The organism is Hydrogenophaga sp. PML113 (assembly GCF_001777155.1).
In the GTDB taxonomy this organism is placed as follows: Bacteria; Pseudomonadota; Gammaproteobacteria; order Burkholderiales; family Burkholderiaceae_C; genus Hydrogenophaga; species Hydrogenophaga borbori.
The window spans coordinates 38,533-54,337 of sequence record NZ_MIYM01000018.1 but is presented as its reverse complement, the minus strand read 5'-3'; the positions used below and the strand labels follow the sequence as shown (position 1 = coordinate 54,337).

Sequence of the window (15,805 nt, the reverse complement as noted above, 5' to 3'; positions counted from 1 at the left end):
CGCTTCGCCGAGCTGCATCGCCAGCGCGCTGGCGATGCAGCTCAACTCCCATCAACCCCCAACACCATCGATTAACCTTCGCCCCGGACTTCCACTTCTGATTGGTACGTCTACAGGGGGCAGGTCAAGGTCAACAATCACACAGTTGCCCAGCCTGGCACAGTCATCACTGCCGGTGAGTTGCCATGTGAGCCGGTTGCAAAGTCATGGACCGTGTCTGGCTCCACTTGCAACGCAAGTTTGCCGCGGACATTCTCACGGCTGGCTGGTACGGCTGTTGACTCGTTGAATCCCACTACCGGGCAAGCGACTTACACTTGTTCGAATGGCGTCTGGGCTGGTACACCTACGACGTCAAGTTGCATCACAACGACCTGTGCTGCTCAAGCCAACTATTGGACAGCGAGCGCTACTTGTGGAGCGAATTTTCCGACGCTCAACAGCGGTCAGTCTCTAACCCTGCCAAGCGTGAACGGTAATACTGGCTCTGCAACCTTCATGTGTAACGCTGGCTCGTGGCAGCTGACGTCAAATGGTGGATGCGCTGCGCCCGCTCCACCCAAGGGATGCACTACTCAAGAGGCAGCTACCGGGCTGAACCGCATCCCTGGAACCCAGTATCGTCTGCGCAACCAGATGGAGAGCGGCACGGGCTACTCAACTGGTCAAGCATCAGGTAGACCCGTGGGACCTGATGGATACCCTGGCGTTGGGATCCCGAACATCGCCAGCGGCGGTGTCATGTACATTGGAGCAGCTATGGCTGAACAGGTGTTCGCCAGATACCAGTGCAATAACGGCTACCTCACTCGTCAATCAGGGTGGATCTACTGGAACAGCCGTGAGGCATTCACGTCATGGATGCACAACAACAGAGGTTGTATCGGCCCCCACTGCCTCGGTGTAAATGGTGGCGTGTGGGTTCCCGATACCCTGTACCTTCCAAATTGATGGTCTGAACCGCCCTAGTGGCGGATCAGTCTGGCGACATGTCTCGTCAGGCTTCCAAGTGCAGTGACAGAGGATCACAAGCAGGTTCGTTTGACTAGAAGAATCTTCCCGGCGACGGTAGAATTCAACCACCTTGCTCTCCCGAGCATTCGCACGCCCACCGCGTGACTTCAACCTGACGGGGTCTATCCCGTCGACGAGGCCCCATATCAGGGAACTGATATGCACAGCTGCTTCGCCATGTCGGACTGCTCGTCCATGTTTGCGCCTTCACTGGGCAAGCATGTTCAACGTCAGCCGAGCATCACCGAGAAGACAAATGGCCGTTGACACGGAGCCCCTCCGACCAGTCAATGCCACGTTTGATGACAACTGATCATCAAGCACGTCTCCACTACGCAACCCTGCAGGGAATTCTCCCTGCAGGGAGGGTTCCTTTGCGCTTTTTACCCAAAGGAAATCCCATGAAGTTCAACATCGTCTCCAAAATCCGGAACACTCCCGCCAGCTCGATCGCGGTAGCGATGACAGAGATCCTCGCGTTCATCGTCGTCGCTTTCATGATGATGATCCCTGATCCGGCACAAGCCCAGTCGGGCAACGTGTATGGCAACGGTCAAGTGCAGGTCTATTCGCAGGCCGAAGAAGCAGTCGTGATGCAAGTCCGCATCAAGGCCGCCGAACCGACTTGGCAGACTCGCACAGCTGGCGCCGGTATCGGCGCTGCTGTCGGTGGCGCAATCGGCTCCAGCGCGAAGAACCAACATGTGGGTGCCCTCGTGGGTGCCGCGCTTGGTGGGATCTTTGGCGAGCGTGCCGCGAGCGCTGTGATGACGAGTGACGCGCAGGAAATTGTGCTGCAGGTCTTCGGACCCAACGGCAGGCCTGCGCGGGTAGTCACCATTGTGCAACCTGCTCCCTATGACCACCTGGTCTCGGGCGAGCGTGTCTACTTGAGCAACACTGCTGGCAAATGGCGTGTGATCAAGCGGTCGGAAGGTAACGTCGCCTTCATTCGTTGAAGGTCGGAACGCACAGTGTCTGGTACAGCAACGCTAGCCAGATTCTCCAGAAACAAGAAAAAGGCCGATCGCTCACGCGGTCGGCCTTTTTTGTTCTGCAGTGGCTGGCGCCAGGTCTCGGCACAGGCCTACTTCAACCCGGACAACTCACGGGGCTGCTCCGAACTGTTCGCGTAGAGCTCGAGTGAGACCTTCTTCTTTAGCTTTCGCGCATGGGCAATAGCCGCGTCGTGCCTCTTGGACTGTCGCTCCTCAAAAACCACAACCTGGTCGGCGTGCTCGACAAGGTCTACCAGCATGCGGGGATTGAGTTTGCTCGTTGGCGTGCCAAGGTATTCCACGGGGATGAAGTGGCTCAGGCACCAGTCGTGTACGCGCCAGGGCGTGCGACCCATCGACGTGCTCACCAAGGTCCAGGTGGGCAGGGCAGATACAAGCTTGGCCACCGCCTTACCCACAATCTGATCGGGCGCCGCGTCAGCGCCGATGAAGGCGATGCGAGGGCCACCACGCCACACGTCAAAGCGCCCAAGGCAGGCTTCCACAAACCGCTCTGGAAGCGCCATCGGGGCGAGTCCGGCTTTGACGGTGGCCAGATCCAAGGAGCGAAGGGAGAGCTCAGGCCGTTGAACTGCCAGGAAGCCCAGTCCTGCGATGAGGATTGATGGGCGAACGAGGTTCCAGTCCGAGCGCCAGGCGCTCTGGCGCAGCTTGGTATAGCGCCTGACCTCTTTCAGGCTAGGTTGAAACAGCACTGCGTCGCGGTGTTCAGGGTGATGCGGCATGAACTTGGCCGCCTCGTACCAGTGGAGCACGGATGCGTAGACATGCTGCATGCGCGAACTATCGCCACCTGAGCGAACCCATGGGCCGAGAAAGGCGGTGGTCAAGAGGTCGGCGGCATTGTCCATCGGACCAATGTACGACCAAAGGTTGAGGCGCCTGCCCGCGCAACACAGGGGTTTTGGCCCGTAGAACGCGGTCAGTCCAGTGCTGGGCCAGGTTCTTTGACGAAGCACCTTTCAACCCCCTATTATGGGCGCTGATTGGCAGTTTCCTGCCTTCGCTGGCGACATGCCAGCATGCAACGAATGACCAACCCGGCCCCCGGGTGCTTGAGGCAAATAGCCTCGGCGCAGAGGTCACATCCCAAGGCGAGTTCGACCAGTTGACGCAGATGCGCCGACAGAGCCGAGCTACGTCCTGGCCAAGGTCGACAGACCAAACTGGAAAACACAACATGAACGACAACAAACGAAGCGGCGCCGTGACCCCCACGCGCGGCGTCGGGCTGGAGCTCGAGCGCCAGCGGAAGGGACCCCATGGCACGAAACCACTTTGACATCGAGCGTCCGCGCCGAATCAGCATCGCAATCGCCGGCTACGACGGCGCAGCGAGCAGCAAGGCGCGCGACGAGCGCAGAGCCAAGGAGAAGGCGCGAAAGCAACGGGCGATGGTCGTTGCTCAGCAAACGCGCATCGAGAAGGCAGTGAAAGAAGCAACGGTGGCCGGCGCGCAGGCGCACGCAGACCTGGAGCAGATCAACCAGCTTTGCACATCACGAAAGCAAGCGCACGACATGAGCGCGCTGATGGATGCATTCCACCTCGGTGGCAGCAGCGACTCGGAAGACGACGCGATCCGCGAAGAAGCACTTCGGCAAGAGGAGCTGCGCGAGGAAGAGCGCCGCGAGGAGGAGCGCCGCGAGGAGGAGCGCCGTGACGAGGAGCTTCGCGAAGAAGAAGCCAACCGGAGCTGGGGTTGAGAAATGCGAGTTTCGCAATACAACCAGTTCCGCGTCCTGGACGCGTCTTCACCCGACTACGGCGCACTTGTGGCGAGCGGTGCAGTCGTTGATGTCAGCGCGATTGCTTCACGAACCACCAAGACAGCGTCGGTGGGTATCGAAGCTGATACCTACGAACGTTTCGTCGAGTGGAGCGCCCGCGCCATGCGTGAGCACGGAGTTCACCTGGAGCAGGGGCACCGCTTGACGGCGCTGATCGATGCGATCTCGCCCGTGTGGCCACAGGCGATGGCTGGCGAGTTCGTCTGCCGCACGGTCGACGCGCGCGGGCCCGATTCCCGGGCGCGACGCGCGCTGTTCACGCTGCGAGGACTCAAGCACAACGCAAGACAGGCCTGGGTTATCGAGGCGGCCAAACTCTGAACAACAAGTAACGAAGGTTCCCTCGCAAGAGGGGGCTTTTTCAAGGGTCCTGCATACAGAGTCCTTGAACAAGTTGGCGAATCGCCTATGACGATGCCGCCTTCACCGTACATCAGGAAGCCTTAGCGCGACCCGATGCTCCTCTGGAGTTCAAAGCCCAGGGGGGCCGACACCAACCTCAACAACCTTCGCGGGAATGCACGCCACTCCCGCAGGGGGGGGTGTGTTTCCCGCATTTCTTCGACAGAAATGGAGAAACGCATGGCATCCAATGCCCAACACAACCCGCGCAACGCCCAGGCGTCGCTGTGGGTGGGCGGCCTCACGCTGGAAGACTTCGAGATTCCGTCTCAGAAGTCCGAAATCGCGATGGTTGCCTCCGTCATCACGCAGGTGGCATTCGACATGGCAGAGCCCGTGTCGCAGCCGCCGCAAGATGGCGAGAACGTCGAAGTGCTCAGCAGCGCCCAGGCCGACAACGATGATGCTCTTGGCAATATCGTTGACCAGGTCCTGGCGGGGTGGGGTGAGAACGACAACGATCTGGACATTGCGATTCGCAAGACGCTGTGGCCCCTGATCGACTCGGATGAATACCGCCCCTCGGCTTCGGCCGAGCAGCGCATCCAGGCCAACATCGATGCAATCAGGCTGATGCAACGACTGTCGCAAGACAAGTCCAAGCCCGGTGCGCAGGAAATGGTCCAGCTGCTGAAGTACAGCGGCTGGGGTGGCTCCGCAAGGGTCTTTTCGCCGGACGGTTCGTCGCCGCACGCCTTCTCGGCGCTGCGCGATGAACTCAAGGCGTTGACCAGTGAGCGGGAGTTTGCAGCGATGCAGTCTTCCGTGAACACCGCGTTCTACACCGACCCGTATCTGGTGCAAGCGCTCTGGCGAATCGTGGCCCAACTCGGATTCGAGGGCGGCCGGGTGCTGGAGCCAGCGGCCGGCGTGGGCCACATCATTGCCGGCATGCCGCAGGCGATGGTGGCCAAGAGCGAACTGACCGCGGTCGAACTCGATCCGGTCAGCGCAAGCATCCTCGAGGCCAACTTCGCCCCGTACGGACTGCAGGTGCATGCCTGTGGACTGGAAGAAGCGAAGCTGCCCACGTCGTTCTACGACCTCGTCGTCACGAACGCTCCCTTCGGCAAATTCAAGACGAAGGACGTGAGCAAGGCCCCGTATGCCGACTGGAGCATCCACAACTACTTCCTCGGCAAGGGGTTGGAGCTGGTGCGACCGGGCGGCCTCATGGTGGTGATCACGACTCGACAGAGTCTTGACAGCGTCTCGGACAAGCATCGCCAGTGGCTTTCGGCTCATGCCGAGTTGCTGGGGGCGTTTCGTCTTCCGACCATGGCGTTCGAATCGTTTGCCAACACGCAAGCGGTGACGGACATCCTGGTGTTCAAGCGCCGTGAACTGCCCGACTACGCCGCCAAGGCGGCCTGGGTGGAAATCGGTAGTGCGAACGACGCGATGTTCAAAGCGGGGGAGACAGCGGAAAGGCACGTCTACAACCGCTCCGTCGGCCGGTCGCTGCTGCAGAAGGCATCGATCAACAGCTACTACCTGCGAAACCCCGAACACATTCTGGGCAAGCTGGTGTGGACGTCAGGTCAGTACGGCGAGGAGGCGCTTCCAGTGTTCGATGCAGGCATCGGGGAACTGGGGGAGACACTCAACCAGCTGATCGACAAGAAGATCCCGCAAGGGGTCTACGAAGCGCGCAAGGAAGGCATCGGCGAACCCCCGGTGAGTTCGATGCAGCGCTACAACAACAGCACGCAGGCCCAGCCGGGCTCGTTTGTGCTGCGCAACGGTGCCATCTGCATCTCCGAAGGGGAGGAGCTGATCGACGTGGACTCCCTGTACGTGGGCACGGCGCGCAAGCGCTTGCTCGGGATGGTGGAGGTGCGTGATGCGGTCAAAGCCGTGATCGAGTTCCAGGCGTCGTCGCAAGACGATGCACAGCTTGCAGTGCACCAAGCCCACCTGAACCGGGTCTACGATGGCTATGTGGCGCAGATGGGCTACCTGAGCACCACGGCAAACAGCCGTGTGATGCGCGGAGACCCCAGCTGGCCGCTGATGCTGGCGTTGGAGATTTGGGACGATGAGGAAGGCAAGGCTGTCAAGGCCGACATCTTCACCAAGCGCACCGTTGGACAAGTGGAACTGCCTGCCAAGGTGGATACCGCAAAGGACGCGATGCTGCTGAGCCTGGCCGTCTACGGTCAGATCGTTCTGAAGGACATGGCCATCCGAACCGGCAAGCCGGTGATGGAGGTCGTGAAGGAACTCAAGGAGCACGGCACGGCGTTTCGCGACCCGGTGCTCGCGCGCTGGGTTCCAGCCGATGAGTACCTCTCTGGAAACATCCGCGAGAAGATCACTCAAGCCAATGCCGCGGGGCCCGCTTACGAGTGCAACATCGCGGCGCTGGAGGCAGTGGTCCCGGCCGATCTGGGGCCGGCGGAGGTGGAAGCCCGTTTGGGCGCACCTTGGATTCCGAGCGACGTCATCGAGGCGTTTGCGACGGAACTGGTCAACGCGAAGAAGAATGACATCACTGTGGCGTATGACGCGAACACGGCAACGTGGAGCGTCAAGGCGCAATACCAACTGCAGTATGTGGGCGACCACACGCTGCAGCGAACGAAGTGGGGAACGGACAAGCGCTGTGCGCTTCAGCTGGTGGAAGCCGCGCTGAACCAGCAGCCTCCTACCGTGACGGTGCTCATCGACGGAAAGTCGGTGGTCGATCCCCAGGCGACGCTGAGTGCACGCGAGAAGTGGCAGGCGATCCGCGACCAATTCCGGTCGTGGGTGTACCAAGACGACGCGCGACGCGACAGACTGCTGCGCCTCTACAACGACACGTTCAACCAAGTCGTCCCACGACGATTTGATGGATCACACCTTCAGCTGCCGGGCATGAGCGCGGTGGTTGTGCCTTACCCGCACCAGAAGGACGCCATCTGGCGGATCGTCGTGAATGGCAACACCCTGCTGGCGCACTGCGTTGGCGCGGGCAAAACGCTCACGATGATTGCCGCAGGTATGGAGTTGCGCCGACTCGGCAAAGCTCGCAAGCCGCTGCATGTGGTTCAGGGTTCGACCCTTGAGCAGTACTGTGCCGAAGCATTGCGCCTGTATCCGCAGAGCAAGGTGCTGATGGCAACAAAAGAGGATCTCAGTGGCGACAAACGCCGCACTTTTGTGGCACGCGTGGCCACGGGGGACTGGGATGCTGTGGTGATGACGCAATCGACCTTCGAGAGGCTGATGCTGAGTCCTGCAGTGCAACGAGAGTTCATCGAATCGATGCTGAAGGAGGCGCGCATGTCGCTGAGCCTGACGTCGGATTCGGGCGCGAAGAGATCCATCAAGGAGATCGAGCGCCGAATGAAGGACTACGAAGCCAAGCTGGAACGCCTGGTGGAGAACGAGAGGGCCGATGAAACGACCGTCTGGTTCGATGAGCTGGGCGTGGATCACCTGTTCATTGACGAGGCGCACGCCTACAAAAACCTGCAGAAGATCACCAAGATGCCACGCATCGCGGGGATTCCGAACACCGCCTCACAGCGGGCGTTCGATGTGTACATGAAGACGCGAGTCATCATGTGCGCGCGCGGGAACAAGGAGGAGGGCCTGACGATGGCAACGGCGACGCCGCTTGCGAACTCGATCTGCGAGATGCACACATTCCAGGTGTACTTGCAGCCGCAGACGCTTCGGCGCTACGGCATCTTCGAGTTCGACGCCTGGGCCGCAAGCTTCGGCGAAAGCGTCACGGGAATCGAGCTGGCACCGGATGGAAGTGGCTTCAGGACCAACACCAGGTTCTGTCGCTTCTCGAATCTGCCAGAACTGATGGCGATCTTCAAAGGGGTCGCTGATGTGAAAACGAAGAGCATGCTGAAGCTGCCGACACCGACGATCGAGGGCGGAAAACCCCAGGTCATGGTGGCAGAGCCCAGCGCGGTGCTCAAGGAGTTCATCAAGGGGCTGGTCGCGCGCGCGGACAAGATTCGCAACCGTGGCGTCAAGCCTGAGGAAGACAACATGCTCGCTGTCACCAATGACGGGCGCCGCGCGGCGATTGACGTGCGAATGGTTCTGCCGTTCGCGCCGTTTGATCCTGTAGGCAAGCTCGCGAAGGTGGCCAACAACGTGCACCGCATCTGGCAAGAGGGAATGCAGCAGCGGGTGACGCAACTGGTCTTCAGCGATCTGGGAACGCCCGGAGCGCCGGGGCTTTCGGTGTACGAGGAGGTCAAGCGACTGCTGATCACCAAGGGAATCCCCGAAGGCGAGATCGAGTTCATCCAGGACCATGCGAGCGACAGCGCTAAAGCGAAGTTGTTCAAACGGGTTCGGGACGGCGTCGTGAGGATCCTGTTCGGCTCCACGCCCATGCTTGGTACAGGCACCAACGTGCAGACCAGGCTGAAGGCGGTCCATCAGATTGACGCCCCCTGGCGTCCGTCGGATGTGGAGCAGCGTGACGGCCGATGCGATCGCCAGGGCAACCTGTGCGAGAGCGTGGAGCTGTGGCGCTATGTGACCGAGGGGTCGTTCGACAGCTACAGCTGGAACCTGCTGGATGTAAAAGCCAAATTCATCGACCAGGTGATGACGGCCGAACAGGGGCTGCGCACAGTGGAGGACATCTCCATGACGGCGCTGTCCTATGCAGAAATCAAGGCAATTGCGTCGGGCAACCCGCTGGTGCTTGAGAAGGCATCGGTGGACGCGACGGTGCAGAAGCTGTCGCTCAAGATGGACCACTACGAGCAGGACCGCTGGAAGATGGGACGCCGCAAGGCTGAACTGCAGCACCGGCTCAACTGGATCGAGCACAACATGCCGAAAGCCGAGGTCGTGGCGCGGGAAGCCGCGGCGATCACGGAGCAAACGCCATTCAAACCCCTGCTGGCAACGGCAGCGGCGGCGATGACGGGTGAGGTCGACAACTGCACGGCGGTGGGCCTGGCGCTGAAGGCTGTCTCGGGCGTGCTTCGCGGTGACGTGAGGTTCGGTCAGATCGGCACGTTCGCGCTGGAAACCAGTGTCTGGGGCGGCACCACCGACCTCGTGTTGGTGGATCAAACCATGGGCACTCGTGCCCGTGTGGATCGGCCGGCGATGCACGACAGGCATGGCGTGGGTGTGGCGACCTATGAGGGCATCAGAGCCTTTGTGGAGTTGCCCTCAAAGCTGCGCGAGGAGTTCGGTCGAAAGACTGAAGAACTCGCCGGCATCCAGACCATGCTCGACCAGGGCTTCGAGTTCCGCGAGGAGCTCGAGGCCGCGCGCAAGCGCCAACGCGAAATCGAGGCGGAACTGGACCTCGACAAGTCAGCGGCCGGCACTTCAGCCATGGAGGCCGAAGCCGCGTGACATCTGTACAACCCCCCGTTGCCGAAAGGCGCGGGGGGTTTTTTTTGGTCGACGCGTACGCCGCGGCCATCAGCTGCTGAAAAAACAGGCAATCTAGATCGATGTCTTGGCCGACAAGGGGTTGCGCGCTGCGGGGTGTCGCCAAGGGGGGAGTTATCCCCAGAAACGGTGGGTAACTCGGGCCGTGCTTTCCTGCGCCTTTGCTGGACCGGGTGAGCGGACAACACGCCGCGTGCGCGCTACATTGCGCTCACCTTCGCTGCTGCGAATCGTCAAGCCTGCCTTGACCGTTTCCGGGGGATCTGCGGTTTTCTCAGTCCCCCATCTTCTCCAACCCTGCCGGGCTCTATCGCCTGGGGCGGGGGGTCTGGCGAAATTCCAGTTTCATCATGAATTCCCAAGACCTTGTGCGCAGCGATGCGCAAATGCTGCAAGCCGGTGCGAAACCGCTGGCGCAGAACCTGCTGTACCTCAATCGGGCTTGCCTGCTAGGGCGGCTGGATGCGCTGGCCAGGCGTGCGTGCGAGGATGCGGTGGTCGCGACATTTCCATCGCGAGAACATGCGCAGCGCCTGCTTGCCGCACACGGCAAGACGTGCTGGCCGGGCTCCATGGGCCAATCGCCCTACGGTGAGATCTTCGATCTGGTGCGCCTGGCGCTGGCCGGGCAAGTGCATCGTCGCGCTGCCTCGTTGGCCGAGCAGGCGATTCACGCGCTTCTCTTTGAGCGCTTGGCACCGGCGGCGGCACGCGCTCGCGTGCAACTGGACGGCAACGGCCGCGAGCGCCGCTACGGGCGGCTGCTCTTTTGCATGCGTGAGACGGCAATCCTCACCACCGGGGAGGCCGACGCGGTGTTGCGCCAGCTGCTCAAAGCGCATCCGAGTGAGCGCACGCAGGCCTTCCCGGCTTGCGAGGCCGCGGCCAACTTCGGTGGCAACGCCCGGGTGATCGCACAGGTGATGCGTCGACGCGCGTCGCTGCGCGAGATGCGCGCGCGCGCGCTGGCAACCTGAACGCAGAAACATCAACTGAAAAGCCCCCTCTCGCTCACGCGAGGAGGGGGCTTTTTCTTTGGCTCGCGCGGCGCTTAGTTGCCGCTGTAGAGCAGATCGGGGTCGACCAGGAAGAAGCGCTTGTCGGTGGCCAGGGCGGTGCTGAGCGCATCAACTTTGACGTAGGACCACTGCGGTGCCTGGACGGGGCTGTGCACGACGGCCCAGGTGGGCTCGCTGGAGATGGAGGTCTTGGCGCTGTAGTGCTCGACCCAGGTGAGGCGCGCCAGGGCGGCTTGAGTAAGCGAAGCCAGATCGCGTCTGGGGCGCCAGAACTCCCAGGCCTTGCGCGCCGGCGCGAAGTGGTCGAGGGCGCCCTTTTCGGCCAGGGTTTGCAGTGTGCTGGCCACGATGGTTTCGACCGCGTTGGTGACTGAGGGGCCGTTGTAGTGGCTGAGCTGCGCGCACAGGATGAGCAGTCGCTGCGCGCTGATGTGGGCGCGGATGAAGCATTCGCCGTCGAAGTGACCGTGCTGGAAGGGCTGGCGGGGCAGGCTGATCTGCTGGGGAAGATGGCTCAGGTGGGCGGTGGTCATGTGGAAGTGGTGTGCTCGGGTCGTGGGCTGTGTGCTCAGGCGTGCGCGGCGCGCCGCTCCAGCTGCTCCCCCGGGGAGCAGCGGCGCAGGCGCGCGAGCTCGGCGTTCTTGGCGGCCTGGGCGGCGTGCATGGAGGGGTAGAGGCGCCCGCGCCAGGTGATGGTCTGCCGGCGCAGGAGCCGCAGGAGGCGGGTGGTGCGTCGCTCGATGGGGGAGGCGCCGATCGCTTCGATGAGGTGTTGGCGGCGTGCCTCGAAGTCACGGGCATGGTCCCGCTGCAGGGCGTGGGGGTCAGGGGTGAGGCGTTGCGCGGCACGCCAGCCGTGGTGCTGGAAGGTGTAGACGCCCATCTCGTAGACGCCTTTGGCGACGTCGTGCTGCAGCAGTGGGCTTGTGGGGCAGGCGCGGGCGAGTTCGGCCAGGGCGGCATTGAGGATGGCCAGGTCACCGGCGTGCTGAGCGCGCAACTCGCTCGCGCTTGCGTCGGCGTCCTCGGGGTAGGCCATGACGGTGCTGCTGTAGACGGTGATGGGTGCGCGCGCGCTGCGGGTGCGTGGCAGCAGGCGAAGGAGGGAGCGAAGGCGGCGGGGCATGGCCAGACGATAGAGCGCGGCGGGGGTTACGCGCGCTGGCCAACGAGGGAGGATGGCGCTGTTGCGCCGGCTCGGGTGGTGTGGAGGTGGATCGAGTCCTTTCAATAAAAGATAAATAACTAGCCGGCAGCCTTCCCCACAAGGCACGCGATCCTGAGCCGCCCCGGCGGGGGGGAGGCCCTATTGATTGACCTTCCCCCCTCCTTGAGCCCACCTTGCACCTATGGCGCCCGCACCCACCGAGCCCCACGCACCCCGCGGCACGTGCGTCGAGGTTTATCAGGAAGGAGGGGGAGTCGGGGTTGACGTAGCCAGCTATTCATATATGTTTTATTGAAACCCCACCAACACCGAGCCCGACCACACCCCATGAACACCTTCCAACCCATCCCCAATCTGTACCTGGGCAGCGGCCTCGACGCCATCCCCGCCGACGTGGGCGGCATCTGCGTGGTCGTCAGCCGCGACGAGGTCGACAACCCGCGCGTAGGGCGCAGCGTCGATGACCTCATGCACCTGTGCGGCACCCGCGAAAACACCGAGCGCTTTGCCAGCTCTGTCCTTCTCGTCTTTGACGGCTACAACGACGATCCCCGCGCCATCCACGAAATCCCCGAGTGCCGCCAGTACCTGGCCCAGCTGCACGCCCAGTGGCCCTACTGGATGCACTTTCTCGCGCCCATCCCCGACCAGTGGAGCATGCTGCTGCTCTCCCTCTTGCCCCAGGCGCAGCGCATCACCATGCCCAACGGCGCCGTGGCCAGCCAGTACGACGAGCAGCACATGCGCGAGTTGCTGCTGCACCTCACCTCGGCCATGAACAACCTGCACAAGCAGCACGGCATCGAGCGCGCCCAGGCCAAGCAAGTCTTCGACGACGCCATCGCGGCCATCGATCAGTGCACCGCACCCAACCCAGCCAAGCGCTGAGCACTCATGAAGTCCGCACCCATGCGCAGCGCAAGCGACCCCACCCCAACCCCCGCCAACGCACCCACGCCCAAGCGAGGGCGCGGTCGCCCGCGCATCCACCCCATCGCACCCGACCTCGGCCCCGAACCGGCCCCACATTCACCACCACCCCAGGGACGCGCCAACCCCAGCGCCCCCAACCACCTGCAGGCCGTACAGCGCTGGAGCGAGATCTGCCGCACAAAGCCCCGCCCCATGGCCCCAAGCAGCATCGCCGCCAACGAAATCCTGTGGGGGGCTTGGTGCCAGTGGCTGGCCGCCCAGGCGCTGCACTGGAGCGACGCCACCACCGCCCACGTGCGCGCCTTCCTCGATGGCCCCGCGCCCAGCCTGCGCCGGCGCCGCCGCCCCCCGCGCAACCCCGCCCGCATGTCCAGCCTCACGCGCGTGCGCTACTTTCGTGTGCTCAAAGGCGTCTACGAAAACGCCGCGATCCAAGGGTGGATCGAGCAAGCGCCCACCATGGACGCGCCTCAGCCCGCCTACAACGCCAAGGACGCCCAAGGCGCCGTGCTGCCCCCAGGGGTGCTCGCGCGACTGCAAAACACCAACCAGCTGCGCCAGACCTTTGCACCCAGCACCGACAGCTTTCGCCAATGGTGGCTGCTGCGCGACCGCGCCATCGTCGCCCTTGTGGCCGAGACAGGCGTCACCAGCGCCGAGCTGATCAACCTCAAGCTCGCCGACCTGGGCGCGGGCGGGCTGAACATCCTGCAGGCCATGGACGCGGCCGCGCAGCCCCCCCTGCACGGCGAGGGCAGCGGCACCAGCACCGCCACGGCCCCCACCGAGTTGAGCGTCAATGAGGCCGGCGTGGACAACCCCTGTGGCGCGCGCATGCCCCTGGCCCCTGTTGTGCTCACGATCCCGCCCTCGCTCACCCTGCAGGGCAGGAGCCTCACACTGCCCGCGCGCGTATGCGAGACGCTACTGCCCTGGATCAAGCTGCGCGAGCACCTGCTCACGAACATCGCTGCGCGCCTGGGCGGGCCCAGCGAGCGCGCCGCCTTCCTTCGCCGGCACAGCCTGCAAGGCCCGCTGTTCCCTTCGCGACAAAGGCGCCGGCGCGCCGAGCCGTCAGAACCGGCCGCCCCCGCGCGCGAGAACGTGCAGATGCCGGCCAGCGCCACTTTCTCCCCCATGGAGAGCGCTGCGCTCTACCTGATCTTCAAGCGCGCCTTCGCAGGCCTGAGCAGCACTACCACCAAGCGATCAGCCCAGCGCCAGGACGGCCAGCCTGCGCTCGAGCACCACGGCGCTCAAGGCCCCTCGGTCATCCGCAACACGCTCATCCAGCAGTGGCTGAAGACGCTCAGCGAGGAGGAGGCGCAGTGGCGCGCGGGCTTCAAGACCATCGAGAGCCTGCGCGTGATCGCGCGCGGCGCCGGCATCGAAACGCGCTCCGAGACGCAAACCAGCACGCAACCCGCCCTGCAAGTGCCCACGCTGCACGCCGCGCAACTTCCGCAACAACCCGAAGCCGCTGCCGGAGCACCCCTGTGAACCCCGAAGACTTCGACGACATCACGGCTCCCCAGCACCAGGCGGGCGGGATTTTCGACCCCACACTGAACCTGAGCGACACAACCAGCGCTCAGCCGCGGGCGCCACGCGTGCCCGACGCCCCGGCCGGCGCACCCACGCCCCGCGCGCGTCGCACCACCGAAAGCGGCCCTGGGCTGGAAGCCGCGTGTGCGCCGCCCGCATTCGACGCCGCCCTGGCCAGCGCCGGGCCAGACGCCGCCACCGCCATGCTGCGCGTGCCGCCGCACTCCATCGAGGCCGAATCGAGCGTGCTGGGCGGACTGCTGCTGGACAACTCGGCCTGGGATCGCGTCGCAGACGTCCTCAACGCTGAAGACTTCTACCGCTATGAACACCGACTGATCTTCGAGGCGTGCGAGCAGCTGATCAATGCGAGCAAGGCCGCAGACGTCGTCACTGTGTTTGAGCGACTGCAGAACCACGCAAAAGATGACGCCTGCGGCGGCCTGGTCTACCTCAACTCGCTCGCCCAGTACGTCCCGAGCGCGGCAAACATCCGCCGCTACGCCGAAATCGTGCGCGAGCGCTCGGTTCTGCGCCGCCTTGTCGCCGCCAGCGACGAGATTGCCACCGCAGCACTCAACCCCCAGGGTCGCGACGTGGCCACCATCCTCGACCAGGCCGAGCAGAAGGTGTTCCAGATCGGCGAGCAGGGTGCGCGACTCAAGACGGGCTTTCAGTCGATGACCTCGCTGGTGACGGCCCTCATCGACGAGGTGAGCGCGCGTGCGGAGAACCCGCAGGATGTGACCGGGCTTGCCACCGGGTTCACCGACCTCGATCGCATGACCACAGGCCTGCAGCCGGGCGACCTGGTCGTGCTGGCGGCGCGTCCGAGCATGGGCAAGACCTCGCTGGCCATCAACATCGCGGAGAACGTCGCCCTCAATGAAGGCAAGGCGGTGGCCGTCTTCTCCATGGAGATGGGCGCATCGCAGCTGGCCGTGCGCATTGTGGGTTCGATCGGGCGCATCAACCAGAGCAACCTGCGCACCGGCAAGCTCACCGATGACGAATGGCCGCGCCTGACGGACGCCATCGAGCGGCTGCGCAACGTCGCCCTGCACATCGATGAGTCACCAGGGCTCAAACCCAGCGAGTTGCGCGCCAACGCGCGCCGTCTCGCTCGCCAGACTGGCGGTCTGGGCCTCATCGTCGTCGACTATCTGCAGCTGATGTCGGGCAGCAACGACGTTGACAACCGCGCCAGCGAGTTGGGCGAGATCTCGCGTGGCCTGAAAATGCTGGCCAAGGAACTGCAGTGCCCGGTGATCGCGCTCTCGCAACTCAACCGCTCCGTCGAGCAGCGCGCTGACAAGCGCCCCATGATGAGCGACCTGCGCGAGTCCGGCGCCATCGAACAGGATGCGGACATCATCATGTTCATCTATCGCGACGAGTACTACACCAAGGACGCGTGCAAGGAGCCAGGGGTGGCTGAGGTCATCATCGCCAAGCAGCGAAACGGCCCGACCGGCACCGTCAAGCTCGCCTTCCTCAACTCACTCACCCGATTCGAATCGCTGGCAAGTCTGGGCGACTGAGCAC

General features: G+C 63.4%; 11 protein-coding genes. 8 read left to right on the top strand and 3 right to left on the bottom strand.

What is annotated here, in order from left to right; translation table 11 throughout:
* Positions 1-1,415: 1,415 nt before the first annotated feature.
* Positions 1,416-1,973, top strand: a complete 558-nt coding sequence (locus tag BHU06_RS21115) for a glycine zipper domain-containing protein (protein ID WP_070401203.1) — start codon at positions 1,416-1,418, stop codon at positions 1,971-1,973.
* Between the two features lie 128 nt (positions 1,974-2,101).
* Here BHU06_RS21115 and BHU06_RS21110 read toward each other — a convergent pair whose 3' ends face one another.
* A complete protein-coding gene (locus BHU06_RS21110) occupies positions 2,102-2,884 on the bottom strand; it encodes a hypothetical protein (protein WP_083293367.1) in 783 nt (260 codons plus the stop codon).
* 411 nt (positions 2,885-3,295) lie between these two features.
* Between BHU06_RS21110 and BHU06_RS22895 the strand changes: the two genes are divergently transcribed.
* The 4 genes from BHU06_RS22895 to BHU06_RS22690 all read left to right on the top strand — a co-directional run bounded on the left by BHU06_RS22895 (position 3,296) and on the right by BHU06_RS22690 (position 10,572).
* Positions 3,296-3,739 (top strand): hypothetical protein, encoded by a 444-nt coding sequence (locus BHU06_RS22895; RefSeq protein WP_070401201.1) that lies wholly within the window; start codon positions 3,296-3,298, stop codon positions 3,737-3,739.
* A gap of 3 nt (positions 3,740-3,742) precedes the next feature.
* The gene (locus BHU06_RS23070; protein WP_254668214.1) at positions 3,743-4,144 is read left to right on the top strand and encodes a hypothetical protein; all 402 of its coding nucleotides are present in this window, start codon (positions 3,743-3,745) and stop codon (positions 4,142-4,144) included.
* 261 nt (positions 4,145-4,405) lie between these two features.
* The gene (locus BHU06_RS21095) at positions 4,406-9,556 is read left to right on the top strand and encodes a DEAD/DEAH box helicase family protein (RefSeq protein WP_070401199.1); all 5,151 of its coding nucleotides are present in this window, start codon (positions 4,406-4,408) and stop codon (positions 9,554-9,556) included.
* Positions 9,557-9,945: 389 nt separating this feature from the next.
* Positions 9,946-10,572 carry a hypothetical protein gene (locus BHU06_RS22690; RefSeq protein ID WP_139147162.1) on the top strand — a complete coding sequence of 209 codons (627 nt, stop codon included), beginning with the start codon at positions 9,946-9,948 and terminating at the stop codon, positions 10,570-10,572.
* A gap of 74 nt (positions 10,573-10,646) precedes the next feature.
* Here the strand turns inward: BHU06_RS22690 and BHU06_RS21085 are convergent, their stop codons facing one another.
* Both BHU06_RS21085 and BHU06_RS21080 read right to left on the bottom strand, forming a co-directional pair.
* Positions 10,647-11,147, bottom strand: coding sequence for a hypothetical protein (locus BHU06_RS21085; protein ID WP_070401197.1), 501 nt, complete (start codon positions 11,145-11,147; stop codon positions 10,647-10,649).
* A 35-nt stretch (positions 11,148-11,182) separates the two neighbouring features.
* Complete coding sequence (locus BHU06_RS21080) at positions 11,183-11,740, bottom strand: hypothetical protein (protein ID WP_070401196.1); 558 nt, start codon at positions 11,738-11,740, stop codon at positions 11,183-11,185.
* 369 nt (positions 11,741-12,109) lie between these two features.
* On the opposite strand from BHU06_RS21080, the gene BHU06_RS21075 reads away from it, so the two are divergent.
* The 3 genes from BHU06_RS21075 (at position 12,110) to dnaB (ending at position 15,801) form a co-directional block, all read left to right on the top strand.
* On the top strand, positions 12,110-12,670 hold the full coding sequence (locus tag BHU06_RS21075; RefSeq protein ID WP_070401195.1) for a hypothetical protein: 561 nt from the start codon (positions 12,110-12,112) through the stop codon (positions 12,668-12,670).
* Positions 12,671-12,907: 237 nt separating this feature from the next.
* On the top strand, positions 12,908-14,215 hold the full coding sequence (locus tag BHU06_RS21070; protein ID WP_070401194.1) for a hypothetical protein: 1,308 nt from the start codon (positions 12,908-12,910) through the stop codon (positions 14,213-14,215).
* Between the two features lie 248 nt (positions 14,216-14,463).
* Positions 14,464-15,801: a replicative DNA helicase gene (gene dnaB / locus BHU06_RS21065; RefSeq protein ID WP_083293370.1), complete on the top strand. Its 1,338-nt coding sequence runs from the start codon at positions 14,464-14,466 to the stop codon at positions 15,799-15,801.
* The last annotated feature ends 4 nt before the right edge of the window (positions 15,802-15,805 follow it).

Bases quoted from the DNA above. Each gene is read 5' to 3' on its own strand.
- BHU06_RS21115 (WP_070401203.1), top strand. From the start codon at position 1,416: ATGAAGTTCAACATCGTCTCCAAAATCCGGAACACTCCCGCCAGCTCG.
- BHU06_RS21110 (WP_083293367.1), bottom strand. From the start codon at position 2,884: ATGGACAATGCCGCCGACCTCTTGACCACCGCCTTTCTCGGCCCATGG.
- BHU06_RS22895 (WP_070401201.1), top strand. From the start codon at position 3,296: ATGGCACGAAACCACTTTGACATCGAGCGTCCGCGCCGAATCAGCATC.
- BHU06_RS23070 (WP_254668214.1), top strand. From the start codon at position 3,743: ATGCGAGTTTCGCAATACAACCAGTTCCGCGTCCTGGACGCGTCTTCA.
- BHU06_RS21095 (WP_070401199.1), top strand. From the start codon at position 4,406: ATGGCATCCAATGCCCAACACAACCCGCGCAACGCCCAGGCGTCGCTG.
- BHU06_RS22690 (WP_139147162.1), top strand. From the start codon at position 9,946: ATGAATTCCCAAGACCTTGTGCGCAGCGATGCGCAAATGCTGCAAGCC.
- BHU06_RS21085 (WP_070401197.1), bottom strand. From the start codon at position 11,147: ATGACCACCGCCCACCTGAGCCATCTTCCCCAGCAGATCAGCCTGCCC.
- BHU06_RS21080 (WP_070401196.1), bottom strand. From the start codon at position 11,740: ATGCCCCGCCGCCTTCGCTCCCTCCTTCGCCTGCTGCCACGCACCCGC.
- BHU06_RS21075 (WP_070401195.1), top strand. From the start codon at position 12,110: ATGAACACCTTCCAACCCATCCCCAATCTGTACCTGGGCAGCGGCCTC.
- BHU06_RS21070 (WP_070401194.1), top strand. From the start codon at position 12,908: ATGGCCCCAAGCAGCATCGCCGCCAACGAAATCCTGTGGGGGGCTTGG.
- dnaB (WP_083293370.1), top strand. From the start codon at position 14,464: ATGCTGCGCGTGCCGCCGCACTCCATCGAGGCCGAATCGAGCGTGCTG.